At 31.8% G+C, this 24,232-nt stretch carries 27 protein-coding genes; 16 read left to right on the top strand and 11 right to left on the bottom strand.

Annotated elements, in window-relative coordinates; all coding sequences use genetic code 11:
• Genes rsmA through BUB70_RS11965 form a run of 3 tightly spaced genes read left to right on the top strand, consistent with a single transcriptional unit; the run spans position 1 to position 2,528 of the window.
• Positions 1–786, top strand: a complete 786-nt coding sequence (rsmA, locus tag BUB70_RS11975) for a 16S rRNA (adenine(1518)-N(6)/adenine(1519)-N(6))-dimethyltransferase RsmA (protein WP_073122021.1) — start codon at positions 1–3, stop codon at positions 784–786.
• Positions 767–2,119, top strand: a complete 1,353-nt coding sequence (gene mgtE / locus BUB70_RS11970) for a magnesium transporter (protein ID WP_073121925.1) — start codon at positions 767–769, stop codon at positions 2,117–2,119. The genes rsmA and mgtE overlap by 20 nt, the downstream gene beginning before the upstream one ends.
• Positions 2,120–2,129: 10 nt before the next feature.
• Positions 2,130–2,528 carry an EamA family transporter gene (locus BUB70_RS11965; RefSeq protein ID WP_073121923.1) on the top strand — a complete coding sequence of 133 codons (399 nt, stop codon included), beginning with the start codon at positions 2,130–2,132 and terminating at the stop codon, positions 2,526–2,528.
• Here BUB70_RS11965 and BUB70_RS11960 read toward each other — a convergent pair.
• The 3 genes from BUB70_RS11960 to xrtF form a co-directional block, all read right to left on the bottom strand.
• Positions 2,525–3,427, bottom strand: coding sequence for a DMT family transporter (locus tag BUB70_RS11960; RefSeq protein ID WP_073121921.1), 903 nt, complete (start codon positions 3,425–3,427; stop codon positions 2,525–2,527). The two genes, BUB70_RS11965 and BUB70_RS11960, sit on opposite strands and share 4 nt — an antisense overlap.
• A gap of 72 nt (positions 3,428–3,499) precedes the next feature.
• Positions 3,500–3,943 (bottom strand): exosortase F system-associated membrane protein, encoded by a 444-nt coding sequence (locus BUB70_RS11955; RefSeq protein WP_073121919.1) that lies wholly within the window; start codon positions 3,941–3,943, stop codon positions 3,500–3,502.
• A 1-nt stretch (position 3,944) separates the two neighbouring features.
• Positions 3,945–4,481, bottom strand: a complete 537-nt coding sequence (gene xrtF, locus BUB70_RS11950; protein WP_073121917.1) for an exosortase family protein XrtF — start codon at positions 4,479–4,481, stop codon at positions 3,945–3,947.
• Between the two features lie 134 nt (positions 4,482–4,615).
• On the opposite strand from xrtF, the gene purH reads away from it, so the two are divergent.
• The 8 genes from purH (at position 4,616) to BUB70_RS11910 (ending at position 13,416) form a co-directional block, all read left to right on the top strand.
• Entirely contained in the window at positions 4,616–6,142 is a 1,527-nt protein-coding gene (gene purH / locus BUB70_RS11945) for a bifunctional phosphoribosylaminoimidazolecarboxamide formyltransferase/IMP cyclohydrolase (protein WP_073121915.1), read from the top strand.
• Between the two features lie 51 nt (positions 6,143–6,193).
• Positions 6,194–7,222, top strand: coding sequence for a rod shape-determining protein (locus BUB70_RS11940; RefSeq protein WP_073121913.1), 1,029 nt, complete (start codon positions 6,194–6,196; stop codon positions 7,220–7,222).
• Between the two features lie 4 nt (positions 7,223–7,226).
• A complete protein-coding gene (mreC, locus tag BUB70_RS11935) occupies positions 7,227–8,048 on the top strand; it encodes a rod shape-determining protein MreC (RefSeq protein ID WP_073121911.1) in 822 nt (273 codons plus the stop codon).
• Positions 8,041–8,553 (top strand): hypothetical protein, encoded by a 513-nt coding sequence (locus tag BUB70_RS11930; protein ID WP_073121909.1) that lies wholly within the window; start codon positions 8,041–8,043, stop codon positions 8,551–8,553. Before mreC ends, BUB70_RS11930 begins: the two co-directional genes overlap by 8 nt.
• Positions 8,550–10,445: a penicillin-binding protein 2 gene (mrdA, locus tag BUB70_RS11925; RefSeq protein ID WP_073121907.1), complete on the top strand. Its 1,896-nt coding sequence runs from the start codon at positions 8,550–8,552 to the stop codon at positions 10,443–10,445. Before BUB70_RS11930 ends, mrdA begins: the two co-directional genes overlap by 4 nt.
• Positions 10,426–11,703, top strand: a complete 1,278-nt coding sequence (gene rodA, locus BUB70_RS11920; protein WP_073121904.1) for a rod shape-determining protein RodA — start codon at positions 10,426–10,428, stop codon at positions 11,701–11,703. Before mrdA ends, rodA begins: the two co-directional genes overlap by 20 nt.
• A 67-nt stretch (positions 11,704–11,770) precedes the next feature.
• A complete protein-coding gene (gene pyrF, locus BUB70_RS11915) occupies positions 11,771–12,604 on the top strand; it encodes an orotidine-5'-phosphate decarboxylase (RefSeq protein WP_073121902.1) in 834 nt (277 codons plus the stop codon).
• On the top strand, positions 12,604–13,416 hold the full coding sequence (locus tag BUB70_RS11910; protein WP_073121900.1) for an ABC transporter substrate-binding protein: 813 nt from the start codon (positions 12,604–12,606) through the stop codon (positions 13,414–13,416). The genes pyrF and BUB70_RS11910 overlap by 1 nt, the downstream gene beginning before the upstream one ends.
• Before the next feature lie 108 nt (positions 13,417–13,524).
• Here BUB70_RS11910 and BUB70_RS11905 read toward each other — a convergent pair whose 3' ends face one another.
• Both BUB70_RS11905 and BUB70_RS14115 read right to left on the bottom strand, forming a co-directional pair.
• On the bottom strand, positions 13,525–14,235 hold the full coding sequence (locus BUB70_RS11905) for a DUF4197 domain-containing protein (protein ID WP_073121898.1): 711 nt from the start codon (positions 14,233–14,235) through the stop codon (positions 13,525–13,527).
• Positions 14,236–14,242: 7 nt separating this feature from the next.
• Complete coding sequence (locus BUB70_RS14115; RefSeq protein ID WP_159431431.1) at positions 14,243–14,404, bottom strand: C1orf53 family protein; 162 nt, start codon at positions 14,402–14,404, stop codon at positions 14,243–14,245.
• Positions 14,405–14,539: 135 nt separating this feature from the next.
• On the opposite strand from BUB70_RS14115, the gene BUB70_RS11900 reads away from it, so the two are divergent.
• Entirely contained in the window at positions 14,540–15,250 is a 711-nt protein-coding gene (locus BUB70_RS11900; RefSeq protein WP_073121896.1) for a class I SAM-dependent methyltransferase, read from the top strand.
• Positions 15,251–15,252: 2 nt separating this feature from the next.
• Positions 15,253–15,849 carry a DUF1684 domain-containing protein gene (locus BUB70_RS11895; RefSeq protein WP_073121894.1) on the top strand — a complete coding sequence of 199 codons (597 nt, stop codon included), beginning with the start codon at positions 15,253–15,255 and terminating at the stop codon, positions 15,847–15,849.
• Between the two features lie 72 nt (positions 15,850–15,921).
• Here the strand turns inward: BUB70_RS11895 and BUB70_RS11890 are convergent, their stop codons facing one another.
• Positions 15,922–16,248: a 2Fe-2S iron-sulfur cluster-binding protein gene (locus BUB70_RS11890; RefSeq protein WP_073121892.1), complete on the bottom strand. Its 327-nt coding sequence runs from the start codon at positions 16,246–16,248 to the stop codon at positions 15,922–15,924.
• A gap of 230 nt (positions 16,249–16,478) precedes the next feature.
• Here BUB70_RS11890 and BUB70_RS11885 point away from each other — a divergent pair, with 230 nt between their 5' ends.
• Genes BUB70_RS11885 through BUB70_RS11875 form a run of 3 tightly spaced genes read left to right on the top strand, consistent with a single transcriptional unit; the run spans position 16,479 to position 18,066 of the window.
• Positions 16,479–17,264 (top strand): TIGR00266 family protein, encoded by a 786-nt coding sequence (locus tag BUB70_RS11885; protein WP_073121890.1) that lies wholly within the window; start codon positions 16,479–16,481, stop codon positions 17,262–17,264.
• A 10-nt stretch (positions 17,265–17,274) separates the two neighbouring features.
• The gene (locus tag BUB70_RS11880; protein ID WP_073121888.1) at positions 17,275–17,685 is read left to right on the top strand and encodes a lipocalin family protein; all 411 of its coding nucleotides are present in this window, start codon (positions 17,275–17,277) and stop codon (positions 17,683–17,685) included.
• A gap of 6 nt (positions 17,686–17,691) precedes the next feature.
• Positions 17,692–18,066 (top strand): VOC family protein, encoded by a 375-nt coding sequence (locus tag BUB70_RS11875; protein WP_073121886.1) that lies wholly within the window; start codon positions 17,692–17,694, stop codon positions 18,064–18,066.
• Positions 18,067–18,137: 71 nt separating this feature from the next.
• On the opposite strand, the gene BUB70_RS11870 is transcribed toward BUB70_RS11875, so the two are convergent.
• The 5 genes from BUB70_RS11870 to BUB70_RS11850 form a co-directional block, all read right to left on the bottom strand.
• On the bottom strand, positions 18,138–19,190 hold the full coding sequence (locus tag BUB70_RS11870) for an NAD(P)/FAD-dependent oxidoreductase (RefSeq protein WP_073121884.1): 1,053 nt from the start codon (positions 19,188–19,190) through the stop codon (positions 18,138–18,140).
• A 78-nt stretch (positions 19,191–19,268) separates the two neighbouring features.
• The gene (locus tag BUB70_RS11865; protein WP_073121883.1) at positions 19,269–19,865 is read right to left on the bottom strand and encodes a precorrin-2 dehydrogenase/sirohydrochlorin ferrochelatase family protein; all 597 of its coding nucleotides are present in this window, start codon (positions 19,863–19,865) and stop codon (positions 19,269–19,271) included.
• The gene (cobA, locus tag BUB70_RS11860; protein WP_073121881.1) at positions 19,865–20,620 is read right to left on the bottom strand and encodes a uroporphyrinogen-III C-methyltransferase; all 756 of its coding nucleotides are present in this window, start codon (positions 20,618–20,620) and stop codon (positions 19,865–19,867) included. The genes BUB70_RS11865 and cobA overlap by 1 nt, the downstream gene beginning before the upstream one ends.
• Before the next feature lie 69 nt (positions 20,621–20,689).
• Positions 20,690–22,792 (bottom strand): HEPN domain-containing protein, encoded by a 2,103-nt coding sequence (locus BUB70_RS11855; RefSeq protein ID WP_073121880.1) that lies wholly within the window; start codon positions 22,790–22,792, stop codon positions 20,690–20,692.
• Between the two features lie 90 nt (positions 22,793–22,882).
• Positions 22,883–24,124 (bottom strand): sulfate adenylyltransferase subunit 1, encoded by a 1,242-nt coding sequence (locus BUB70_RS11850; RefSeq protein WP_073121878.1) that lies wholly within the window; start codon positions 24,122–24,124, stop codon positions 22,883–22,885.
• Positions 24,125–24,232: the final 108 nt, after the last annotated feature.

The following is a 24,232-nucleotide window of genomic DNA, read 5'->3' as shown; positions in this document are numbered from 1 at the left end:
ATGTCAGTAAGAGCAAAAAAACATTTAGGTCAGCACTTTTTAACAGATGAAAGTATTGCCGAGCAAATTGCTGATATTTTATCAGAAAAAGGATACGAAAATGTGCTAGAAATTGGTCCAGGTATGGGAATGATGACCAAGTATCTTTTACAAAAAAAATACACTACGCACGTGATAGAAATAGATGATGAATCTGTAGAATATTTACAGGCTCATTATTTACATTTAGGACCAAGAATTTATGGAAAGGATTTTTTAAAAATAGATTTAAACGATATTTTTAAAAATCAACAATTTGCCATTATTGGGAATTTTCCTTATAATATTTCTAGTCAAATAGTATTTAGAACTATTGATTATAGAGCTTTAATTCCTGAGTTTGGAGGAATGTTTCAAAAAGAAGTAGCCATGAGAATATGTGCTCCTCCTGGAAGCAAAACTTACGGAATTATATCTGTACTAACCCAAGCTTATTACGATACCGAATATTTATTTACCGTGCCTCCTACTGTTTTTAATCCACCACCAAAAGTAGATTCTGGAGTCATGATTATGAAACGCAAAAAAGATTTATTTCTGCCTGTTTCAGACAAATTATTTAAGCAGGTGGTAAAAACGGCTTTTGGTCAGCGTAGAAAAATGATGCGTAGTAGCCTTAAAAGTTTAAATCTTTCTGATGAATTAAGAACTCATAAAATATTTAATGAAAGACCCGAACAAGTATCTGTAGAAGGATTTATTGAACTAACTGCATTAATAGAAAAAAATGGAATTTCAAATCAATAAAGAATTTATCAACTACTTAACTGATCTTATTGAAGCAAACAATACAGAACAGATTGTAGAAGTTTTTAAAGATGTGCACTATGCCGATTTAGCGGAACTATTTGAAGAAATAGAACCCGAATTAGCCATTGCCATTATTAAAATTGTTGATACTGATAAAACATCTGATGCTATTGTTGAATTAGATGAAAGTGTTCGTGAAGAGATTCTTAAAGGAATGTCATCCGAAGAAATTGCCAATGAGGTTAATGAGTTAGAATCTGACGATGCGGCAGATATGATTTCTGAACTTTCTGATGAGCAAATGCATGAAGTAATTTCTCAAATTGAAGACATTGAACATGCCAAAGACATTGTAGATCTTTTACGTTACGATGAAGATACTGCTGGGGGATTAATGGGAAAAGAATTAATTAAAGTAAACGAGAAATGGACATGTATGCAAAGTATCAAAGAGATGCGTTTGCAAGCTGAGGAGATTGAAAAAGTTTACACTGTATATGTAGTTGATGATGATGATGTATTAAAAGGTAGGTTGTCTTTAAAAAGTTTATTAACTACCTCAACAAAAACACCTGTAAGAGATGTTTATAGTCCTTCTATTACCTCTGTAAAAGCCAATGAAAAAGGAGAACAAGTTGCTAGAATTATGCAAAAGTATGATTTAGTTGTAGTAGCTGTAGTTGATGAAATGGGACGTTTGGTTGGACAAATTTCTGTAGATGATATTATTGATATTATTAGAGATGAAGCTGAAAAAGATTACCAATTAGCTTCTGGTTTAACAGATGATGTTGAAGCAGATGCTAGTATTTTAGAATTGACCAAAGCAAGATTACCTTGGCTAATTCTTGGATTATTTGGTAGTTTGTGTGCTGCTGCTATTATGGGTAGTTTTGACAGTCATTTATTAAGAGATTATTCTGAATTGTTCTTTTTTACCCCTTTAATTGCTGCTGTAGGTGGAAACGTAGGAGTACAGTCATCCGCAATTATTGTACAAGGTTTAGCAAACAATAATATCAAAGGAAGTTTATGGAATCGTTTATTTAAAGAAATAGGATTAAGTCTTATCAATGGAATTGTTTTAGGTTGCCTGGTTGTTGCCTACGGATTTATTCAAGATTCTGATGTACTCTTAAGTGTCACCATTGCTTCTTCGTTAATTGTAGTAATTATTATGGCTGCTTTGATAGGAACTTTTGTTCCTTTAATTTTAGACAAAAGAGGTATTGATCCTGCATTAGCAACAGGTCCATTTATTACGACCAGTAATGATATTCTAGGAATCTTTATTTACTTTTCCATAGCCAAAATAATTTTACCTATCTAAATATACTTTCATGTCTATTGTCTACGCTATTTTAGCAATGATTCTTTTCGGTTCTTGTGTGTTTTTTTACAAACAAGGAACTCCTTTTTTTTCTACGGGGCTTGGAGCTTCTGTATTTATTATGAGTCACATGATTATTCTTACGGTTTTAGCACTGGTAGAAAAAACCAAATTAGACATGAAACACCTTAAGTTTTTAGTGATTGGAGGTGTATTAGGTGGACTAGCTCAAGTATGTTGGTTTTTAGCTTTAAAACATGGTAAGTTAAGCACAGTAGTTCCTATTAGAAATTTAGCATTATTGGTAACTATAGCCTTAGGAGTTATTTTTTTAGCGGAAAAACTAACCTTATTAAAAACCATTGGAATTATTTTAGGATTAATTGCAGTAATTCTAGTGTCTATTTAAGCACTGTACATCAAACAAAGTACACCTATTATTACTCCAAACAATGGAATTAATTTTAGTCTCTTATTTTTTTCTTTAAAAATAAGACCACCTATCAATACTGTAAATAATATCTGACTTCTTTTTAGCGCAGACATCAACATAATTAATACTTCTGGGTCTTGCAATCCTCTAAAGTAAAAGTAATCAGCCAAAAGCATTAAAACTCCGATGGCTCCAATAGACCAATGCCAAGTAAATTTACCCATTTGCTCTTTTTTAGGAAGATATACAAAATAAACCAGTACCGACATAAAAATGGTTACATAACAAAAAAACCACCATTGAACGGTTAACACTTCATATTGCTGATATTGAAATAAAAACTTATCATACAATCCGCTACTTGCTCCTAAAAAAGTAGCTCCAATAATTGCAAAAATAGCTTTGTTGCTTTTAAATATAATCCCTTCTTTTTTTCCTATTTGGGAATAAGCAAGCATAGAAATTACAATGGTAAAAAAACCAACCCACTGTAATACGCTAGGATTTTCTCTATAAATAAGAATAGCTCCTAAAAAGGTAAAGAACGGACCTGCTGCCCTAATTGGAGTTACAATTGTAATTGGTAAATGCTTTAAAGCATAAAATGTTAATACCCAGGAGCAAGTCATAATTAAAGATTTAATTCCAATAAAAAAATGATCTTGAATTGAAATATTAGGAATATACATTCCTATTTCTTTAAGATATTCAGGGTAAAAAAATGAGGCTATAAAGAGTGGTGCAATCAATAAAGTACTAATTCCATTACTGATTAAAAGTACTGGAAACAAAGCATTTCCTTTTACACTTCTTTTTCTACATATTGAATTAAGACTTAAAAATAATGCTGCTGTTAAACCAAAATAAATCCACATAAAATTTAATTAAGCAGCAAAAATACAACATGAATTACAGTTAAGTGTTAACTAAACCATATTAATCAATCATCATTTTAAATTCATTCTGTAACGCTTTCTCATCAAATAAATAAAAGGAAGTAATACGATGATAAATACAGGATGAATGATAAATCTACGAATGTAAAAAGGGAATAAATATCCTACATCAATCTTAAAAATCATCAAACTAAAAAGAATAGATGATAATAATACAAAAGCCAACGCATAAAAAGTAGCAATGGTTCTAATAAAGGATCTATGAGGAAAAGCTATTTTTAATATGGCAAAAGAAATAAGAGAATTGATGAGATATCTGGATAAATAAGATACAAACAATCTACTTTTATCAACATCAGGCAAAGGTAAATACAAGTAATCATTAGCAAAATAATGATTTAATGGATCATAAAACAACGCTACTTGATATGCTCTTACCAATATAAAACAGAAAAACAACAACATTATTAGTATAAATCTTATCCCCCTTTTCATATTATTTTCTTTTAAGATTTGAAAAACGGTTTACCCAAATCACCCATAATAAAAATACATATCCATAAATAAAAGCTGGAAAAAATAAATCATGTAAAATCATGTCGTACTGTTTATAGTAAACCATACCATAAGACAACAACGCTATTCTAGCAATATTTACAAAATATATAGAAACACTCCCAATAATTGCAAACAAAAAAGTCTTTTTCCAGGCTCCTCTAAAAGCAATAACAAAGGCTATAAATAAGATAATGATACTCATAGAATTACAGCCCTCTATAACCCTTGCCACATAATCATCATTCATAAATAATTTTAATGATAATTCAGTGGGATGCTGCTCTACATGTGACTGATTTCCAGACATATTTAAAACCCACTCGGTACTTTTAGCAACATGTTGAGTAATAGGATCAGAAATAAATTTGGGGGCTTTACTCTGGGTACTTAATAAAAAAACTGAGTAACATAAAAAAAGTAAAAAATAGGTGCCGAAAAAACGCAACAAAAACCACCAAATCTTTTTATTTTTCATAGCAAAACTTCAATTTTAAACTTTAAAAAGAGAATAAAGAAAAAATAAATAAAAGTTTGATAATAAAACAGTTCAATAGTTTAGCGTTTGAGGTACTTTTAGTAATTTTGCCTTTTTAATCGAAATTCATAAAAATGAGCACTACTAAGCAAGCTAAATCAGCTTTAATTTCAGTATTTCACAAAGATGGTTTAGAGCCAATTGTTAGAAAATTTAACGAGTTAGGAATTACTATTTACACAACTGGTGGAACTGAAAAATTCATTAGAGACTTAGGTATTGATTGTGTGGCTGTTGAAGACATTACTTCATATCCATCAATTTTAGGGGGACGTGTTAAAACTTTACATCCAAAAGTATTTGGAGGTATTTTAAGCCGTAGAGACAACGAAGGAGACAAAGCACAATTGGCTGAGTTTGAAATTCCAGAAATGGATATTGTGATTGTTGATTTATACCCTTTTGAAAAAACAGTAGCAAGTGGTGCTCCTGAACAAGATATTATTGAGAAAATTGATATCGGTGGAATTTCTTTAATTAGAGCAGCTGCTAAAAACTTTAAAGATGTAATCTGTGTTTCTTCAATGGAACAATATGATGAGTTTTTAAACATTATTTCTACTGATAACGGAAATACATCCATAGAAGATCGTAAGCGTTTTTCTGCAAAAGCTTTTGCTGTTTCTAGCCACTACGATGCTGCTATCTACAATTACATGAACGAAGAGGAAAACAACTTCCGTCAATCTTTTGACAAAGTAACTCCTTTACGTTACGGAGAAAACCCTCATCAAAAAGGAGCTTTCTATGGTGATTTAGAAGCTATGTTTGAAAAATTACACGGTAAAGAATTATCATTTAACAATTTGTTAGATGTAGATGCTGCTGTAAACTTAATCAACGAATTTAAAGGAGAAGCTCCTACATTTGCTATTTTAAAACACAACAATGCTTGTGGTTTTGCACAAAGAGATAATTTAAAAGATGCTTACGTTGATGCTTTGGCTGGTGATCCAACTTCTGCTTTTGGAGGCGTTTTAATTGCTAACAAAACGATTGACTTAGCTACTGCTGAAGAAATACACAAATTATTCTGTGAAGTAGTAATTGCTCCTGCTTACGATGCAGACGCTTTAGAAGTTTTAAAAGGAAAGAAAAACAGAGTAATCTTAATTTTAAAAGATGTTGAGTTACCAAAAATTTCTTACCGTACGGCTTTAAACGGAGTATTATTCCAAGATGCAAACTTAATTACTGATAAAAGAGAAGATTTGAAAAACGTAACTGAAAAGGTGGTTACTGATGCTCAAATTGAAGATTTATTGTTTGCTTCAAAAATTTGTAAACATACAAAGTCAAATACTATAATATTAGTAAAGAATAAAACGTTATGTGCAGGTGGAACTGGACAAACATCTCGTGTAGACGCTTTAGAGCAAGCTATTGCAAAAGCAAATCACTTTAAATTTGATTTAAAAGGTGCTGTAATGGCAAGTGATGCATTTTTCCCTTTCCCTGACTGTGTAGAAATTGCTCACAAAGCAGGAATCGAAGCGGTAATTCAACCAGGTGGATCTATAAAAGATCAATTATCTATTGATTACTGTAACGAAAATGGAATCGGAATGGTAATGACAGGAACCCGTCATTTCAAACATTAATTTGATTACATTTGATAGATTATATAAGAATTAAAAATACAAACTAGAAACATGGGATTTTTTGACTTTTGGACCGAAGACATTGCTATTGATTTAGGTACAGCCAACACACTTATCATTCACGATGGAAAAGTAGTGATTGACTCGCCCTCAATTGTGGCAAGAGATAGGACCACTGGAAAAATAATCGCAACTGGTAGAGATGCTAGTTTGATGCAAGGAAAAACACACGAAAATATCAAAACCATCCGTCCGTTAAAAGATGGGGTTATTGCAGATTTCCAAGCATCTGAAGAAATGATTAAAGAGTTTGTAAAAAGTATTCCTTCTATCAAAAAGAAAGTTTTTGCTCCTTCATTAAGAATGGTTATTTGTATTCCATCTGGAATTACAGAAGTAGAAAAAAGAGCCGTTAGAGACTCTGCCATTCACATGAATGCAAAAGAAATATATCTTATCTACGAACCAATGGCTGCGGCCATTGGGGTAGGTATAGACATTATGGAACCTAGAGGTAACATGATTATTGATATAGGTGGTGGTACTACAGAAATTGCAGTTATTGCGCTAGCAGGAATTGTTTGTGATAAATCTGTAAAAGTTGCAGGTGATTTATTTACCAACGACATTATGTATTACATGCGTACCCAACATAACTTACATGTTGGAGAAACTACCGCCGAAAAAATTAAAATTCAAATTGGTGCAGCTACGGAAGATTTAGAAACTCCTCCAGACGACATGCTGGTTCAAGGGCGTGACTTATTAAGTGGTAAACCAAAACAAGTACAAGTTTCTTACAGAGAAATTGCCAAAGCTTTAGACAAATCTATTCTTAGAATTGAAGATGCTGTGATGGAATGTTTATCATCTACACCTCCAGAATTAGCAGCAGATATTTATAATACTGGTATTTATATGGCCGGTGGAGGATCTATGCTTAGAGGTTTAGACAAGCGTTTATCTAGAAAAACAGACTTGCCTGTATATATTGCAGAAGATCCATTAAGAGCCGTGGTAAGAGGTACAGGAATTGCTTTAAAAGAATTAGAAAAATATAAATCTGTATTATTAAGTTAGGCACATGCAATTCATTTTATATTTAATTCAAAAAAACAGGAGCTTCCTCTTATTTTTTGTTTTAGAATTGATTGCATTGTTTTTAACCATTCAATTTCACTCTTATAGAAAAAGTAAGTTTATCAATTCTGCCAACGAAATTTCAGGTGGATTGTATAATAACGTAACCTCTTTTAGAGATTATTTACACCTAAGAGAAGAAAACGAAATATTAGCAGAGGAGAATACAAAACTCATCAATTATATTAATTCTAGTACTCCTAAAAAAACAATATTTTTAGATAGTATTGACTCTTTAAATCAACAGAAATACACTTATACTCCTGCAAAAATTGTTAATAATGATTTTCACAAGAGTAATAACTTTTTAACTATAGACAAAGGCTTAAATGATAGTATCAATGTAGATATGGCTGTTGTAAATCCAAAAGGTATTATAGGAATAACAACTAACGTTTCTAACAACTATGTTTCTGCTATTTCTGTTTTAAACACCAATTTTAAAGTAAACGCAAAATTAAAAAATGCCGATTATTTTGGAACACTCTCTTGGGATGGAAAATCAACAAAAGAAGTCCAACTAAAAGACATTCCTAGACAAGCTGTTTTAAAAGTTGGTGACACAATTATTACAGGAGGTAGATCTAGTATTTTTCCTGCTGGAATTTTAATTGGTAGCGTATCTAACATTACTTATCGTAACAATAGATACGAACAAATAAACATTGCTTTATTTAATGATATTAGAAATGTAAGCAATGTCTACATTATTAAAAACTTACATAAAACAGAAATTGAAAACCTAGAAAAACGAAGAAATGAATAGTGACTCTTTTAAAATACTAGGTCGTTTTTTGTTATTGATTCCTTTACAAGTACTCATTGCAAATCACATGCGAATTTTTGGATACATCAATCCTCAAATATGCTTGCTTTTTGTTATATGGTATCCTCTTAGAAAAGACATTACAGGTTTACTACTAAGTACTTTCCTTTTTGGAATTTTGTTAGATATTTTTAGCAACTCTGGAGGCGTAAATACTGCTGCACTTTTATTTATTTCATACGTAAGACTCCCTATTATTAAATTTATTTTTAATGATAAAGATTTAAACTTAAAGCTTTTTAAATATAGTAACTACGGAACATTACCTAAAATAATACTTATTTTAACCTTTGCATTTATACATCAATTTATTGTATACGTTTTAGAATATTTTAACGTTTCCTATGTGGGAACTATCTTATTCAAAACGTTCACTAATACTTTATTTACTACCTTTGTGGTCGTTATTTTCTTATCCATATTTACCTCAACAAAAAAACAATGAAAAAAAGAAGCCTGTTATTTCCTTTACTAGTTATAATTACAGGATTTATATTTGTTGCAAGGCTTTTTTTCTTACAAGTTGTTCATCATGATAGCAATGAAATTTCATTGAGTGGATCTGCCATCAAACGTATTTATACATATCCTGAACGAGGTTTTGTATATGATAGAAATGGAAAATTATTGGTAGCTAATGAACAAACTTATGATGTTAAGGTCATCCCTAACGAGGTAAAAGCATTTGATACTATTGAATTTTGTAATTTATTAAAAATTGACAAAAACTATCTCACTACCAAACTGGACAGAGCTAGAAATTATTCTCCATGGCTCCCTTCAGTATTTTTAAGTCAATTATCTAAAGAAGATTATGCCTATTTACAAGAAAAAATACATAAGTATAAAGGCTTTTCAATTCAGCGTAAATCATTAAGAAAATATCCTCACAAATCTGCAGCTAATGTTTTAGGCTATATCAACGAAGTAAATGAACAATTAGCCAGAAAAAATCCTTACTATGAACAAGGAGAATTGGTAGGAACACAGGGTATTGAAAAAGAATATGAAGACATTCTCAGAGGAACCAAAGGAGTTTCTTACAAGCTTAGGAATAGATTAAACAAAGTCATAGGTCCTTATAAAGAAGGAATTTATGATACACTCCCTCAACCCGGTAAAGATTTATCACTCACCATCGATTTAGATTTACAAGCTTATGGAGAACTTTTAATGAGCAACAAAAGAGGTGGAATTGTAGCTATTGAACCAAGTACTGGAGAAATTTTAGCATTGGTCACCGCCCCAAGTTATGACCCTAATTTAATGGTAGGAAGAGAAAGATCTAAAAACTCTGTAATGCTTTTTAATGACACCATAAACAAACCTATGTTTGATAGGGGGTTACAATCTACCTACGCTCCTGGTTCTCCTTTTAAATTAGTAGAAGGATTAATTGGATTACAAGAAAATGTAATTACTCCAAATACAGGATTTTATTGTCACCATGGATACAGATATGGGTATAAGGCAAATAACTTTATGGGCTGCCATTGTGGAATTACAGGTAGACCTATTGATTTAAGGTTGGGAATAGCAAAATCATGTAATAGTTACTTTTCAAATGTCTACAAATTATTACTTGAAAAATATGATTCCTCACAAGAGAGTCTAACGCATTGGGCAAACCATTTACAAAGTTTTGGACTGGGAGATTATCTTGGATATGATTTACCTATTGGTGCCAAAGGATTTATTCCCTCCTCCGAATATTACGACAAAATTTATCCTAGAAAAACTTGGAGATACAGTACCACTATTTCTAATGCTATTGGACAAGGAGAAATTTTAACAACTCCCATTCAGTTGGCTAATATGATTGCTGCCATAGCTAACAGAGGATTTTATTTTACACCACATATTCTAAAGAAGATAAACGGGAACCCTATTAAGATAGAAAAATACACCACTAAAAAACATACCACTATTGATGCTAAGAACTTTGAACCTATTATTAACGGTATGTCTGATGTATATAAAAGCGGAACTGCAAAACACGTTCAAATAAAGGACATAGAAATTTGTGGTAAAACAGGTACAGTTGAAAATTTTATTCGAAAAAATGGTGTAAAATATCAAGTAGCAGATCACTCTATATTTGTTGCCTTTGCCCCAAAAGACAATCCTAAAATTGCTTTGGCTATTTTTGTAGAAAACGGGGGTTTTGGTTCTACCATAGCCGCTCCTATTGCTAGCTTAATGATAGAAAAATATTTAAAAGGAACTACTTCCTTAACATGGTGGGGACAGAATTCTCAAAGCCTTATAGAAAAATCATTAGAAGCAGAATACAAAAAACAACTTTCAATACAAACCCTTGAGAAATCACAGAATTAACTTATTACCACATATAGACTGGCTACTAGTTTTTATATATATCATACTCGTCTGTTTTGGATGGATGAATATATATGCTGCATCCAGTTCCGAAAATCATCAAGAACTTTTAGATTTTAGCACACGCTACGGAAAGCAAATTATTTGGATGGGATTTTCTGTTGTGATTTCTATTTTTTTACTTTTTATAGAAAGTAGCTTTTACGAAAAATTTGCTGCCTATATTTATTTGGCTTGTATGATATTACTTGCCGGACTTTTCCTTGCAGGTAAAAACATTAACGGAGCAACCTCTTGGTATGCCATTGGTAGTTTTAGTATTCAGCCTACTGAGTTTGCAAAAACAGGAACAGTACTGGCTTTAGCAAGACTTTTAAACGAACGTCAATTTAGTTTTAAGCCCTTTGTAAACAAAGTAAAAACATTTGTGATTATTATGGTTCCAGCCGTTTTAATCACCTTACAACCCGATCCTGGTTCGGCATTGGTATACGTTTCTTTTATCTTATTGTTTTACAGAGAAGGTTTGCATTCAAATATTTTAATCATCGGAACCTTGGCCATAGTACTTTTTGTAACTACTTTGGTTTTTGGATATTTATATGTAATTGCGGGAGCTTGTGTAACCACAGCCATTATTCTTTGGTATATTTCTAAAGTACGTAAAAAAATATTACGTTTTGTTTGGCCTAAAATTATTGGTGTTTTAACAATTGTTAGTGGATATATTTACAGTGTTTATTTTTTATTTCACTATGTTTTTCAACAAAGACACAGAGATAGATTTAACATTTTATTAGGCTTAAGTGATGATACTAGTGACATTGGATACAACACTTATCAATCTATTAAAACCATTGCTTCTGGTGGGTTCTGGGGAAAAGGATATTTACAAGGAGACAGAACGCAAGGGAAGTTTGTACCAGAACAAGACACCGATTATATTTTTAGCACTATTGGGGAAGAATGGGGTTTTTGGGGTTCTGCTTTAGTCGTAATTTTATTTATGGCTTTTATTCTTAGAATTTTATACTTAGCAGAAAAACAAAAATCTAAATTTAGTAGAATCTATGGTTATGGTGTAGCATGTGTTTTCTTTTTTCATGTATTAATCAACGTGGCTATGGTCATTGGTTTGTTCCCAACCATTGGTATTCCACTACCCTTTTTTAGCTATGGTGGTTCATCTTTATGGGGATTTACTATGTTACTATTTATTTTTATAAAATTAGATGCTGCTAAAAAGTACGAACTATAATTAATAATGGTTATTTCTAAGGATATCTGTATTTTTACAGCTTAGAAAAACGGTAAAAAATATACAGATGACAATTACAGATTTGGTTGGAGAAATTAAAAAGAAAAAATCTTTTTTATGTGTAGGTTTAGATGTTGATATGTCTAAAATCCCATCACATTTATTAAACACAGAAGATCCAATTTTTGAGTTTAACAAACAAATTATTGATGCTACTCATCACTTAACAGTTGCCTACAAACCAAATACTGCTTTCTATGAGGCTTATGGAATTAAAGGGTGGCAATCTTTAGACAAAACCATCAATTATATCAACCAAAATTATCCTGAAATTTTTACCATTGCTGATGCAAAACGTGGAGATATTGGAAATACTTCTACCATGTATGCCAAAGCTTTTTTTGAAGATTTAAATTTTAACTCCGTAACTGTAGCTCCATATATGGGAAGTGATTCTGTAGAACCTTTTTTAGCCTTTAAAGATAAGTTCACCATTATGTTAGCTTTGACTTCTAACAAAGGAGGATTAGACTTTCAAGGAAAAGATTTAACCAACAAAGAACCTTTGTACAAAGAAGTTATTAAAACTTCTTTAACATGGAACAATTCAGAAAACTTAATGTTTGTAGTAGGAGCAACCAAAGCAGAATACTTTAAAGGAATTAGAAAAATTGCTCCAAATAGCTTTTTATTGGTTCCTGGAGTTGGTGCTCAAGGAGGAAGTTTAGAAGGTGTTTGCGAATATGGTATCAACAAAGAAAATATTGGTTTATTAATCAACTCTTCTAGAGGAATTATTTATGCTAGTAACGGAACCGATTTTGCCAATGCAGCACAAATAGAAGCTAAAAAACTTCAAGAACAAATGGCTAGTATTTTAGCCGACAATAATATTGCCTAATGACTTTTTTTGATGATTTAGGTAACGAATTAACGTTTGAAAAAACACCTAAGAAAATTGTTTCTTTAGTGCCTTCTATTACGGAAACTCTTTACGATTTAAACCTAGAAGACAATATTGTAGGAATTACAAAGTTCTGTGTACATCCAGTCCATTTTAAACATACCAAAACCATTGTTGGTGGCACCAAAGATGCTAAAATTGATAAAATAAAAGAACTAAAACCGGATATCATTTTTTGCAACAAAGAAGAAAACAGTCCAGAAATTGTAAAACAATTACAAGAATTCACTCAAGTTTATGTAACAGTAGTTCAAGATATCGATGATACTATTCGTATGATTACCAAAATAGGCTTGATGTTAAACCGTAGGGTTGATGCCCAATTAATCAACCATAAAATCAACTTAAAGTTAGATGATTTTAAATGGTTTATTAAAGATTTTGAAGTTAAAAAAGCAGCTTATTTTATTTGGTATAATCCATGGATGGCAGCAGGAAATAATACTTTTATCAACTCTTTATTAACGCTAAATAAATTTGATAATATTTATAAAAACAAAAAAGAGATTTATCCAACCATTGAAGCTAAAAGAATAAGATTAGAAGGAGATCCTGATTTTGTGTTCTTTTCTTCAGAACCTTTTCCTTTTAAAGACAATCACGTGTTTGAAATGGGACGTTTTACCCATCATGCCAGTGCTATTTATGTAGATGGCGAAATGTTTAGCTGGTTTGGTTCTAGACTCTTAAAATCTTTTGATTATTTTAAATCTTTAAGAGAAAGAATTACATTGAGTACCTTTAAATAAAGTAGACTCTTCATTTAAATTAAAATATGAGTTCTCGACTCCGCTCGAACGGCTTAATCTTAAGGTCATCGAGCGGAGCTGAGATGTTTTTATCGTTATAAAAGACTCTTACTTATTATCCTGCAAAGCAAATACTCTTTTCAATAGCGTACTTGATCGTTCAGATATATCCGTTCTAATTTTTTGCTCTTCAACAGCAATCATGGTATAAACGCCATCCAAAGCTTGAGTGGTTACATAATCTGTTAAATCTGGATTTACTTTATTTACAAAAGGAATTTGATTGTATTTGGTAATAATGGTATTCCAAATATCAGCAGCACCAACTTTATCAAAAGATTTTTTAATCACAGGACTAAAAGAAGCATATAATTTTTGGTTAGTTGTTTGATTCAAATAAGTGGTTGCAGCTTTGTTATCACCCATTAAAATATTACGAGCATCTGTAAAACTCATATTTTTAATAGCATCTACAAAAATAGGAGTAGCTGTTTTTACAGCATCTTCAGCAGTAGCATTTAAAGCAATCAAACCTTTATCTGCCAAATCACTCAAACCATATTTTCTCATGGCTGCATCAATTTTTTGTAGATCTTCTGGCAAAGCAATACGGACCAAATCATTATTATAAAAACCTCTTTCTTTGGTTAACTTACTCACCTGATCACTCACTCCTTCATTCAAGGCTGCTTTTAAACCATTAGCAATATCTAAATTGCTAATATTTTGTGTACTTACAGGTAGATTGTTTACGATTTGTGACAATTCTGCACAACTAGACAAACCAAGAACCATTACAAACACTATTATTTTTTTCATAATCTATTTACTTTTTAAACGAATCAGTTTTTTTATCATAACCATACGGACAATGTTTGCAACCACTTTTACAACAATATCCTCTTTTTAAATGATATTGTTCTGTAAAAACACGGTACCCTTTTTCGTTGGTATAAAAATCTCCCTCTTCTGGTGGTATGTTTAACATTTTATCTCTTTTCAAAAACCAAAAATAACAAACCCAAACCGATATAAGGGATACTCACTAAATTATTACATTCTAATTTTACAAACTATGCTATTCGTTTAAAAAAAGTACCTTTGTTTCCTCTAATTAATTCCCATGAAAGACGTTTTAGGAACTGCTTTAAAAGCTTATTATTTTAATAAAAATACCAAAGACAAGTTACTTACCAACTCTTCAATTTCCGAAGAAGATGAACTTCCTTTAGATTATTTATTAAGAGATTTTAATGAAATGCCAGCCATTGAACAAAAAGCTTTAAAACTTGCCAAAGGAAACACTTTAGATATTGGTTGTGGTGCAGGAAGTCATGCTTTGTACTTACAAAACAAAAATCTAAAAGTTACAGCCATTGATATTTCGGAAGGAGCCATTGAAGTAGCCAAAGACAGAGGTATCAAAAACGCCGAAGTTGCTAATATTTATAATTTCAATTCTGATGAAAAGTTTGATACCATTTTGGTATTAATGAACGGAACTGGTATTTGTGGTAAACTAAACAATCTTGCTCCTTTTTTGATGCATTTGTCAACCTTTTTAAATCCAAACGGTCAAATTTTAATAGATTCTTCTGATATTATTTACATGTACGAGGATGAAAACGGAGATCATTGGATTGATGCTACTAAAGATTATTATGGAGAAGTTCAGTTTTGGATGAATTATCAAGAAAATCAATCGGAAACTTTTGATTGGCTTTATGTAGATTACAATACATTACAACGTTGTGCTGTTTATAACAATTTAAATTGTGAACTGATTTTAGAAGGAAATCATTACGATTATTTAGCAAGAATTACAAAAGCATAATTATGTACAAAATACTAATCATATTCTTATCTCTAAGCACTTTTAGCATTGCTCAGAACAAAGATTACCAAACCGAAATAAAACTACATAGAAAGGAGCTAAACGAGCATTTTAAAGACAAAAACGAAAGTCCTTTACCACGCAATAAAATAAAACACTTTACAGAGCTACCTTTTTTTCCTGTAAATGAAAAATACAAGGTAAAAGCCAAATTAGAATTTACATTCAATACCCCAATAATCTATATTCAAGATACCAAAGGAAGTTCGGAAGCGTATCAACAATATGCATTGGCTACTTTTAAAATTGATGGCAAAGAATTTCAATTAAGTATTTATCAAAGTCTGGAACTAAAAAAGAAAAAAGGATACGAGAATTATTTATTCATTCCTTTTACTGACTTAAGTAACGGGGAAACTACTTATCCTGGAGGTAGATATATGGACACCACCATTCCTGATGAATATACGGGCTATATTACTTTAGATTTTAACAAAGCATATAATCCATATTGTGCATATAACAAAAACTATATTTGTCCTGTTCCTCCTAAAAACAATCACCTAGCAACTAAGATTTTAGCAGGCGTTAAATACTAAAAAAGCTCAAAACCAAATGGTTTTGAGCTTTTTTATAACTTTTATCTTTAAACTTTTTAACTTTCTTTTAACTTAAACTTCACTCTCCGGAGCCAATTCAATTTCTAATCCGTCTAAATCTTCTGTAATTGGTATCTGACATCCCAAACGAGAATTGTCTTCAACATAAAACGCTTGGTCTAACATATCTTCTTCAGCATCTTGTTTTTCTGGTAATTCATGATCTGATAAAATATAACACTGACAAGAAGCGCACATAGCCATTCCTCCACAAGTTCCCTCTACAGGCAACTCATAAGCCTTACAAAGTTCCATAATGTTCATCGCCATATCCGTTGGGGCTTGTAACTCATGAACCACTCCTTCTCTATCTTTAATCTTAATGGTAATATCAGACATTGTACTGAATTTTAATTAACTATGATGCTAAATTTGAGGTGCAAAGATACAACCTAAAGCTTAATTATTAAAAATATTGTGATAGAAAAGATGAGATCAGAAAAAACACCCAAAAACAATCTTTTTTAGTAAATTTAAGATGCTATGTAAAAGAATCTCATCTTATAAATTTGAGAATTCTTTTTCACAAGTTTACTGTTACATCAAAAATTAACTTAAAAAAGAAAAACATGAATTCACACAAAATTGATTACACCATTCATGGAAACGATATGCAAGTAGTTTCTATTGAATTAGATCCTCAAGAAACAGTAATTGCCGAAGCTGGTTCTATGAACTGGATGGATCAAGATATTAAATTTGAAGCCAAAATGGGTGATGGCTCACAACCCAACCAAAGCATATTTGGAAAACTATTAGATGTTGGGAAAAGAGTCTTAACCGGAGAATCTATTTTTTTAACACATTTTACCAATGTAGGTTTTGGGAAAAAGGAAGTCAGTTTTGCTGCTCCTTACCCAGGCTCAATTATTCCTATTGATTTAAATACTATGGGACATGAAATTATTTGTCAAAAAGATGCTTTTTTATGTGCTGCCAAAGGAACTCAAGTAAGCATTGCTTTTAGTCAAAGATTAGGAACAGGATTTTTTGGAGGAGAAGGATTTATTCTTCAAAAACTAAGAGGTGATGGCTTGGCTTTTTTACATGCTGGTGGAACGGTAATTGAAAAAACATTAAACAATGAAACCATTTTAGTAGATACCGGATGTATTGTTGCTTTTACACAAGGATTGGATTATAATATCCAAAGAGCTGGAAATTTAAAATCAATGTTTTTTGGCGGAGAAGGGCTCTTTTTAGCGACCATTAAAGGAACAGGAAAAGTGTATTTACAAAGTTTACCTTTCTCTAGGTTGGCCGATAGAATTATTCAACATGCTCCAAGATTAAATGGAAAATCTAAAGGAGAGAGTTCTACTTTTGGCGGATTTGAACGATTTATGGACAATTAAAAAAATCTGGATGAAAAAAACACTATTTATATTATGCCTTTTTATCATAGGGGTTTCTTCTTTTGCACAAGACCTAAGCAAAGATGATATTACTGGAGAATGGAAAGTAAACCAAATTGTACAAAGTCCAAACGATATTCAATTCCAAGCATTGTCTGATGGATTTAAAAATGCTACTTTTAGTTTTCACGAAGATGGAAAATTTAACATTACTACCAGTTTTAATACTCCTATGTTTAAAATATTCACAAAAAAATCTAACAATGCCAACTGGATATTTGAAGAAAATAATCAACATATTAAAATTGGGAACAAACAAAACCAATATTCCATCATGGGAATTATTGTAAAAAATAAAAACAATAAAATTCTGTTTCATTTAGATGAAACAGAATTAATTATGGAAATGAGTAAACAGTAATTAAAAATGATTTTTAGAGCAGCCAGACACACCCATAATTTAGAAGTAATATCAAAATTTTATGTTGATGTTTTAAACCTTGAACTCTTAGGAAGTTTTAAAAATCACGATGGTTATGATGGCGTTTTTATTGGTAAACAAGAGTGTGATTGGCATCTAGAATTCACAATTTCTAAACACAAAGCCCAACATACTTTTGATGAAGATGATTTATTTGTTTTTTATCCACAGAATGAAAAAGAATATTCTCTAATTCTTAAAAACATTCACCAAAATAACATCTCATTGAGTGTGCCCAAAAATCCATACTGGGCTAAAAACGGTATTTTAATTCAAGATCCTGATGGCTATAATATTATCATCAGCCATTTAAAAACATAAAAGTTTACAGCAATAAAAAACCTCAAAAGCTTTGGCTTTTGAGGTTTTTTAATTTTATAATAAGTCTAAAATTACATGCTTTTTACCACCGCTTTTTTAGCTTCTTTCTTTTCTCCATCAAATCCTTCAACTCCATTCACAGTAGTATATTTCATTACATAACGCTTACCAGGGTTGATAATGTTATAAGCAAATTGTACTGCAATGGTAGCTTCGTGGAAACCACAAAGGATTAATTTTAATTTACCAGGATATGTATTGACATCTCCAATAGCAAAAATACCAGGAATGTTGGTAGAGTAGTCTAACGCATTGTTTACAACAATGGCATTTTTCTCAATCTCTAATCCCCAATCTGCAATAGGCCCTAATTTAGGAGACAATCCGAATAATGGAATAAAGTGATCACATTCTTTAACAATATCACCTTCTGTTTTATGCTTAATAGTAACAGACTCTACTTTTCCATCTCCACTAATTCCTTTCACCTCAGCATCTGTAATCAAGTTAATTTTTCCTGATTTAGACAATTCAGCTACTTTTTCAACTGAATCTAAAGCTCCTCTAAATTCATTTCTACGGTGAACTAAAGATACTTCGCTAGCTACATCTGATAAAAAGATAGACCAATCTAAAGCAGAATCTCCACCTCCCGAAATTACCACACGCTTGTCACGGTATAATTCTGGATCACGGATGATATATTCTACTCCATTGTCTTCAAAATCAACCAATTCCTTGATAGGCGGTTTACGTGGTTCAAAAGACCCTAATCCTCCAGCAATAAATACTGTTGGAGCATAGTGCTCTGTTCCTTTATTTGTAACAACTTTAAAAGTTCCGTCTTCTAATTTTTCAATAGTTTCAGCTCTTTCACCTAAAGTATATCCTGGCTCAAAAGGTTTGATTTGCTCTGCTAAGTTATCAATCAAATCTCCTGCTAATACCTCTGGATAAGCCGGAATATCATAAATAGGTTTTTTAGGATAAATTTCAGAACATTGTCCTCCTGGTTGTGCCAATGCATCAATTAAGTGACAGTGTAATTTTAATAAACCTGCTTCGAATACCGCAAACATACCCACTGGTCCTGCTCCGATGATTAAGATATCTGTTTTAATCATTACCTTACTTTTTTATTTATTATCATTTTAAATAACGATTGCAAAAATGAGAATATTTTTCCAATCAATCACTACTTTTTACTCTTTTATCTTCTTTTTAACATCGGCTACCAATCCTTTGGTAAACTCGTTCATTTTTTCAACTTTTTCTTCAAAGTCTCCCTTAATGGTATCTCTGTATTTGTTTAAATATTCAGCCAAATCATCAATGTTTTCTGGCAATACAGATTCAAAAAACTGACGTAAACGCTTTGCCATGGTTGGAGATTTTCCATTGGTAGAAATTCCAATTTTTACATTTCCTTTGGTTACAATTCCACCCATATAAAAATCACAATACGGAGGATTGTCTGCCAAGTTTACCAAAATAGCACGCTCTTTACAATCATTGTAAACTTTTAAATTTACAGCAGGAACATCGGTCGTAGCAATTACAATATGCTTTCCTTCTAACATACTTGCATCATAATTCCCTACCACCATTCTTACTTTACCTTCTTTTGCTTTAGCAATAGTTTCTTCTCTAAAAAAAGGAGAAATCATGGTTACCTTAGCATCTGGACTCGATTTTAAGAGAAAAGATAGTTTCTCTAAAGCCACATTTCCCCCTCCTACAATTAATGTATTTAGGGCTGTAACTTTTAAAAACACTGGATATAATTGATTCTTTTCCATTAAATTGTTTGTCCTTTTTTCTTTAATAAGTATTGATACAATACTTCACTTTGTTTTACAGTTTCACCAATTACAATCATTGATGGATTGGTTAAACCTTTTTGATTGATGATTTCTAAAATGGTACTGATATTTCCAATAGCCAAACGTTCAATATCTTTGGTTCCATTTTCAATAATAGCAACAGGAATTTCTGTTTTTCCTTGTTTGATGAAAGCATTTACAATTTTTTCTAACTTGCTCATACCCATTAACACCACAATGGTTACGTTAGATTTTGCTGCTGCTTCTATATCATTACTTAACTCTAAATCCGAAGTAGTTCCCGTAATTACTCTAAAACTTTCATTCACTCCTCTTTGGGTTAATGAAATTCCGTAACTAGCAGGGGCTGCAATAGCAGAAGTTACTCCAGATACTATTTCAAAATCAATTCCTTTTTCTAACACGTATTTTAACTCTTCGGCTCCACGACCAAAAATAAAAGGATCACCTCCTTTTAAGCGTACTACATGTTTTCCTTGAGAAGCATGTTCTACAATTAACTCTTGGATTTTTTCTTGAATGAATTTGTGCATTCCTCTTCGTTTTCCCACAAAGATTTTTTCTGCATTCTCTGCATACTGCAACAATTCCTCATTTGCCAAGGCATCGTATAACACAACATCAGCTTCTTTAAGAGCTCTCACTCCTTTTAGCGTAATCAACTCTGGATCTCCAGGTCCCGCTCCTACTAATGTTAATTTACCGCTCATGTATTTTTTATTTTAAGATTGAAGATTCAAAATTAATCAAATCTTCAATCTTAACTTTTTATTTCTTAATTATTCTGCCAATTCTGCTGCTCTGTAAGCATCTACTAAATTGTAAAACTTATCAGCATCTGCAATGTATGATTTTGCAAACTCTGTAGATTGTGCATTTTGATTGATTTGATAAATGTATGATTCAAAATCAGTTCCCAAATCAATTTTACCTCCTTGCACAAAAATTTCGTTAAAGTCAGAAATAATTTTATTGTGTGTATTCGTTTTGGTTCCTTCTGCAGTTAAAATAGCTTTGGCTGTGTGTACCATTGAACTATATGCAAAATAAATAGCATCACTTAATTTTCCCGCTTCTAAAGCTTCTTTAGCATTGTTTAATTTATCTTTAGAATCGTATAATAAAGTAGCTACTAAATCAATTACAACCCCAGCACATTCTCCAACTCCAACAGCCGTTTCGTACTTTTCTTCAGATCCCCAGTCGATGAAGTCAGCATCCACTAAATCATCAGTACTAGATAATGGTTTTAAGAAATCGTAGAAATATTTTTGACCTCCTTTTTCATCGTAGTATTCGATAAAATCAACTCCTCCAGAATTTTCTATATAGTCATTTAAGATCAATCTTAAAGCCTCTGGTCCTCTCTTAGATGGTATTTTAATTACTTTATCTGCAATTCTACCTTCTCCATTTCCTAAGGTTCCTCCTCCTAACAAAATTTGTAAAGCTGGAGCTACTAATTTTCCTGATTTTATAGACATTCCTTGGAAACCAATGTTACACAAGTTGTGCTGTCCACAAGCATTCATACATCCAGAAATTTTAATCACTAAATCAGAATCGTTTGCAAATTCTGGATATTCAGCTTTTAAAACTTCTCCTAATTTTTGAGCTGCTCCTGTAGAAGAAGCAATTCCTAAATTACAAGTATCTGTTCCAGGACAAGCAGTAATATCCGCAACCGCTTCGTATCCTAAATCTGTAAATCCTAATTCTTTTAATTTGGTATAAAAGAAAGGCAATAAGTCCTCACGTACGTGACGAACCAATATATTTTGACGTAGCGTAAATCTTAATTCATCTGCTGCGTATTCTTTAATTAAAGCTGCCAAAGCTCTTGCTTCTGGCAAATAGAAATCTCCAATATTTACTTTAATTCCAATAGCGAATAAACCTTCTTGCTTTTGAGCAAATACATTGTTTGCTTTCCATGCTTCGTATGCTGCTACATTATCAATAGTAACTTCTGGTGCTACTATTCCTGACACATTTGGATTGTTATCAAAACCTTCTGTGCTAATGGCTACAGATTGATTAGATAATGCTAATTGTTCTTTAGCAACCAATTCGTTAAAAGCTTCAAAACCTAAATCTTTTACTAAGAATTTTAAACGTGCTTTTGCTCTCTTAGAACGTTCACCGTATCTATCAAATACACGTAAAATAGATTCCATGTAAGGAATAATTTTATCTGATGCTAAGAATTCATGAGCTACATCAGCCAAACGAGGTTGAGAACCTAATCCACCAGCTAACATTACTTTAAATCCAACTACAGGTTTACCATCTATTACTTTAATTTTAGCGATAAAACCTATATCATGCATGTAAGACAAAGCTGAATCATCATCTGCAGAAGAGAAAGAAACTTTAAACTTACGTCCTAATTCTTGACAAATTGGGTTACGTAAGAAAAATTGAAATACTGCATGTGCATATGGAGTTACATCAAATGGTTCTTCTGGATTGATTCCGGCATCTGGAGAAGCAGTTACGTTACGTACTGCGTTTCCACAAGCTTCACGTAAAGTAATATCACTCTTTTCTAACTCAGCCCATAACTCAGGAGTTCTATCTAAACTCACATAGTGAATTTGAATATCTTGACGAGTGGTAATGTGTAAACGTCCTCTAGAATATTCTTCTGAAACGTTACAAATTCTTAACAACTGATCTGAAGTTACTTTACCATATGGCAATTTGATACGAATCATTTGTACACCAAACTGACGTTGACCGTAAACTCCACGAGCTAAACGTAAACTTCTAAATTTTTCTTCATCAATTTTACCATCATAAAACTGTTGAATTTTATCTCCTAGTTCAATAATATCTTTTTGAACGATTGGGTTTTCTATTTCTGATCTAAAACTTTGCATGTCTTAATGAGTTTTAAGGTTTAAAAGTTGAAAGTTAAAAGGCTCTTTACTTTCAGAACTTGATAACTTGAAACTTTACAAACTAAATTTTTATTGAATAAATCCAGCTCCTGATGTATTATTTGTTTGAGGGTCTATTAAAATAAAAGATCCTGTGGTTTTGTTTTCTGCATACGTATCATAAAACAACGTTTTGGCTAGTTTAAAAGAAACATTTCCAATCTCGTTAATTTTTAATTCCGTAGCTGGAGCTTCTCCAGAAAAATCAGTAGCAATTACTGAATTAATTGCAGATACTTTTGCTGCAATTACATTAGCTCCTTGTTGTAAAAAGTATTTTTTACCAACTACTAAATTTGTAGTATCCATCCAACAAACTTTAGCCTCTAAAGCTTTTGTTTCTCTTGGTAATTCTGATGATTTTACAACAATATCTCCACGAGAAATATTGATATCATTTTCTAAAGTAATATTGATAGATGTTCCTCTTTCTGCAACACTGTACTTTTTATCAAAAAAGTAAATATCTTTTATTTTAGATGCAGTTTTTGATGGTAATACAGTTACCTCATCACCTACCGCTAAGCTACCTCCGTACAATTTACCCGCATATCCTCTAAAATCGTGAAACTCATCTTTTTTAGGACGGATTACCGTTTGTACTGGTAAACGTGCTACAGATTCCTCATAAATATCTTGAGCTTCTAAAGCTTCAAAATGTTCTAACAAAGTGGTTCCTGTATACCAAGGTGTATTTTCTGATTTATCTACCACGTTGTCTCCTTGTAAAGCTGAAACAGGAATAAAAGTGATGTTTTGAGTAGAACCTGCTCTTTTTGCCAACGCAGTAATTTCAGCTTTGATGGCTTCAAATTTATCTTGAGCAAAATCTACCAAATCCATTTTATTTACTGCTACAATAATATCTTTTACTTTTAACAAGTTGTTGATAAAAAAGTGACGATATGTTTGTTCTATTACTCCGTTACGAGCATCTACTAAAATAATAGCTGCTTGTGAGGTAGAAGCACCTGTAACCATATTACGAGTATATTCTACATGTCCTGGGGTGTCTGCAATAATGTAACTTTTTTTAGCTGTAGAAAAGTAAATATGAGCTACATCAATTGTAATTCCTTGTTCTCTTTCTGCAACCAAACCATCTGTAGCCAAAGAAAAATCTAAATAATCAAATCCTTTTTGTTTACTAGTACGCTCAATTGCTTCTAATTTATCATCAGTTAAAGAACGTGTATCATATAAAATACGTCCGATTAACGTACTTTTTCCATCATCTACACTTCCTGCTGTTGCTATTTTTAAAACTTCCATTTTACTTATAGTATTAAGTACTGAGTACTGAGTATTAAGTTTCAGTGGCTACGTGTACTTTCTGTGTTTTTTTAATTCTTTTAATCTATGTACTTTGTACTAATTACT

Source organism: Wenyingzhuangia marina, assembly GCF_900130035.1.
In the GTDB taxonomy this organism is placed as follows: domain Bacteria; phylum Bacteroidota; class Bacteroidia; order Flavobacteriales; family Flavobacteriaceae; genus Wenyingzhuangia; species Wenyingzhuangia marina.
The sequence above is the reverse complement of the archived record's forward strand: the minus strand, read 5'-3'. Positions and strand labels throughout refer to the sequence as shown.

Excerpts from the sequence above, each read along its gene's own strand:
- mrdA (WP_073121907.1), top strand. The coding sequence starts at position 8,550 with ATGAAAAAAAGAAGCCTGTTATTTCCTTTACTAGTTATAATTACAGGA.
- BUB70_RS11910 (WP_073121900.1), top strand. The coding sequence starts at position 12,604 with ATGACTTTTTTTGATGATTTAGGTAACGAATTAACGTTTGAAAAAACA.
- rsmA (WP_073122021.1), top strand. The coding sequence starts at position 1 with ATGTCAGTAAGAGCAAAAAAACATTTAGGTCAGCACTTTTTAACAGAT.
- BUB70_RS11930 (WP_073121909.1), top strand. The coding sequence starts at position 8,041 with ATGAATAGTGACTCTTTTAAAATACTAGGTCGTTTTTTGTTATTGATT.
- BUB70_RS14115 (WP_159431431.1), bottom strand. The coding sequence starts at position 14,404 with ATGTTAAACATACCACCAGAAGAGGGAGATTTTTATACCAACGAAAAA.
- mreC (WP_073121911.1), top strand. The coding sequence starts at position 7,227 with ATGCAATTCATTTTATATTTAATTCAAAAAAACAGGAGCTTCCTCTTA.
- BUB70_RS11960 (WP_073121921.1), bottom strand. The coding sequence starts at position 3,427 with ATGTGGATTTATTTTGGTTTAACAGCAGCATTATTTTTAAGTCTTAAT.
- BUB70_RS11955 (WP_073121919.1), bottom strand. The coding sequence starts at position 3,943 with ATGAAAAGGGGGATAAGATTTATACTAATAATGTTGTTGTTTTTCTGT.
- BUB70_RS11905 (WP_073121898.1), bottom strand. The coding sequence starts at position 14,235 with ATGAAAAAAATAATAGTGTTTGTAATGGTTCTTGGTTTGTCTAGTTGT.
- BUB70_RS11895 (WP_073121894.1), top strand. The coding sequence starts at position 15,253 with ATGTACAAAATACTAATCATATTCTTATCTCTAAGCACTTTTAGCATT.
- BUB70_RS11855 (WP_073121880.1), bottom strand. The coding sequence starts at position 22,792 with ATGCAAAGTTTTAGATCAGAAATAGAAAACCCAATCGTTCAAAAAGAT.
- BUB70_RS11880 (WP_073121888.1), top strand. The coding sequence starts at position 17,275 with ATGAAAAAAACACTATTTATATTATGCCTTTTTATCATAGGGGTTTCT.
- BUB70_RS11885 (WP_073121890.1), top strand. The coding sequence starts at position 16,479 with ATGAATTCACACAAAATTGATTACACCATTCATGGAAACGATATGCAA.
- cobA (WP_073121881.1), bottom strand. The coding sequence starts at position 20,620 with ATGAGCGGTAAATTAACATTAGTAGGAGCGGGACCTGGAGATCCAGAG.
- purH (WP_073121915.1), top strand. The coding sequence starts at position 4,616 with ATGAGCACTACTAAGCAAGCTAAATCAGCTTTAATTTCAGTATTTCAC.
- BUB70_RS11890 (WP_073121892.1), bottom strand. The coding sequence starts at position 16,248 with ATGTCTGATATTACCATTAAGATTAAAGATAGAGAAGGAGTGGTTCAT.
- BUB70_RS11940 (WP_073121913.1), top strand. The coding sequence starts at position 6,194 with ATGGGATTTTTTGACTTTTGGACCGAAGACATTGCTATTGATTTAGGT.
- BUB70_RS11870 (WP_073121884.1), bottom strand. The coding sequence starts at position 19,190 with ATGATTAAAACAGATATCTTAATCATCGGAGCAGGACCAGTGGGTATG.
- BUB70_RS11900 (WP_073121896.1), top strand. The coding sequence starts at position 14,540 with ATGAAAGACGTTTTAGGAACTGCTTTAAAAGCTTATTATTTTAATAAA.
- BUB70_RS11865 (WP_073121883.1), bottom strand. The coding sequence starts at position 19,865 with ATGGAAAAGAATCAATTATATCCAGTGTTTTTAAAAGTTACAGCCCTA.
- BUB70_RS11875 (WP_073121886.1), top strand. The coding sequence starts at position 17,692 with ATGATTTTTAGAGCAGCCAGACACACCCATAATTTAGAAGTAATATCA.
- BUB70_RS11965 (WP_073121923.1), top strand. The coding sequence starts at position 2,130 with ATGTCTATTGTCTACGCTATTTTAGCAATGATTCTTTTCGGTTCTTGT.
- BUB70_RS11850 (WP_073121878.1), bottom strand. The coding sequence starts at position 24,124 with ATGGAAGTTTTAAAAATAGCAACAGCAGGAAGTGTAGATGATGGAAAA.
- mgtE (WP_073121925.1), top strand. The coding sequence starts at position 767 with ATGGAATTTCAAATCAATAAAGAATTTATCAACTACTTAACTGATCTT.
- pyrF (WP_073121902.1), top strand. The coding sequence starts at position 11,771 with ATGACAATTACAGATTTGGTTGGAGAAATTAAAAAGAAAAAATCTTTT.
- xrtF (WP_073121917.1), bottom strand. The coding sequence starts at position 4,481 with ATGAAAAATAAAAAGATTTGGTGGTTTTTGTTGCGTTTTTTCGGCACC.